The organism is Clostridium sp. DFI.1.208 (genome assembly GCF_024463855.1).
GTDB lineage: Bacteria > Bacillota_I > Bacilli_A > Erysipelotrichales > Erysipelotrichaceae > Clostridium_AQ.
Window position 1 is genome coordinate 1 of sequence record NZ_JANGCA010000335.1, and the last position, 255, is coordinate 255.

A 255-nucleotide genomic window follows, 5' to 3' on the forward strand; every position below is an offset into this window, starting at 1 on the left:
ACTTATCACTGCAGGGGATCCCAGGACGCCCTATGCGGACGCCGTTCTTTTGTGCCTCTTTTATCCCCTTCATCATTTTTTTCTTATGATCGGCCTCATGTCGGATGATCGCTTCACACTCTTTCATTAACTGCCAAAACGGTTCCAGCATTTCTTTTTCTACTCCCATATCAGCGAGCTGTGTGCAATTATCCCTGGCCTTCTCCAATGCCTTCGATAATCCTTCCGTTTTCACTCATACCACCTCTTTTACAT

Annotated in this window: 1 protein-coding gene; it reads right to left on the minus strand. The window is 45.9% G+C overall.

Annotated elements, in window-relative coordinates:
- Positions 1-235 (minus strand): hypothetical protein (locus tag NE665_RS24580; protein ID WP_256302791.1); only part of this gene is annotated, 235 nt, incomplete at its 3' end.
- Between the last annotated feature and the right edge of the window lie 20 nt (positions 236-255).